Source organism: Bartonella queenslandensis AUST/NH15 (assembly GCF_000312585.1).
In the GTDB taxonomy this organism is placed as follows: Bacteria; Pseudomonadota; Alphaproteobacteria; order Rhizobiales; family Rhizobiaceae; genus Bartonella; species Bartonella queenslandensis_A.
This window is the reverse complement of sequence record NZ_HE998074.1, coordinates 1-866: the sequence shown is the minus strand read 5'-3', so window position 1 is coordinate 866 and position 866 is coordinate 1. Positions and strand designations below refer to the sequence as shown.

Genomic DNA, 866 nt, shown 5'->3' with positions numbered 1-866 from the left:
GCTGCAAAACCTGCTGTCAAATTCTGCAAAACCTGATGACAAGCTACAAGCACGATAAAAGTGCTGTGGCGGAGGGGGTGGGATTCGAACCCACGGTACAGTCTCCTGCACGCCGGTTTTCAAGACCGGTGCCTTAAACCGCTCGGCCACCCCTCCAAATGAGATATGCTTTTTGACAAACTTCTTGCAAAAGGTCAATCATTTTAATACGCATTCTAAAGCGTTTTTTGTAAAATTATTTAAGTTGCAAGCAAAATGATTCCTCATAAGTCAATTATTCGAGTGTGTTAGCTAATGTTTTTACTTTTAAATATAATAATTCTTTCTGAAAAAATGAAAGGAAAAAATGATATTTATCATTTCATTTTCTTGTCTAAAAGTTTTTTACAGAGCGATATTTTTAAAATTTATAACAGTCATTTTCATCATGATAAGATATGTTCAGTTGGAGATGTTTGATAAAGTATATTAAACTATTTGTAGACGTATATTTTTAAATTATTTTACCTTTCCAGATATTTATTTCATTTAGTTTGTTCATATTTTGCGAAAAGAAAATGTTATTATTCTGACTGTTTATGAGAGATAAATTCTAAGAATGGCATATTATTAAAGGTAAGCTTGTATTGATTTTAAATTAAGTATGATTTAATAAGAGAACTCTTTAAAAGATTTTAATTTTTTAATAAAAATATTTAGGTATCTTGTACAGCTAAAGAATAGAGAAAATAACTGATTTACTCTCATAGAGTAAAAAACTGAAAAACTCAGCTAGAATTACGGCAAAATTTTTATTGATTAACAGTGATTTTTTTAGTTCTTACACTATTTGAGTAAAATTTTACGCAAGATTTGCATTGACTAAG

General features: G+C 29.3%; 1 tRNA gene. It reads right to left on the bottom strand.

The annotated features are described in order from the left end of the window. Nucleotides 1-66: 66 nt before the first annotated feature. Nucleotides 67-156: transfer RNA gene (locus tag BN338_RS09415), tRNA-Ser, on the bottom strand. Between the last annotated feature and the right edge of the window lie 710 nt (nucleotides 157-866).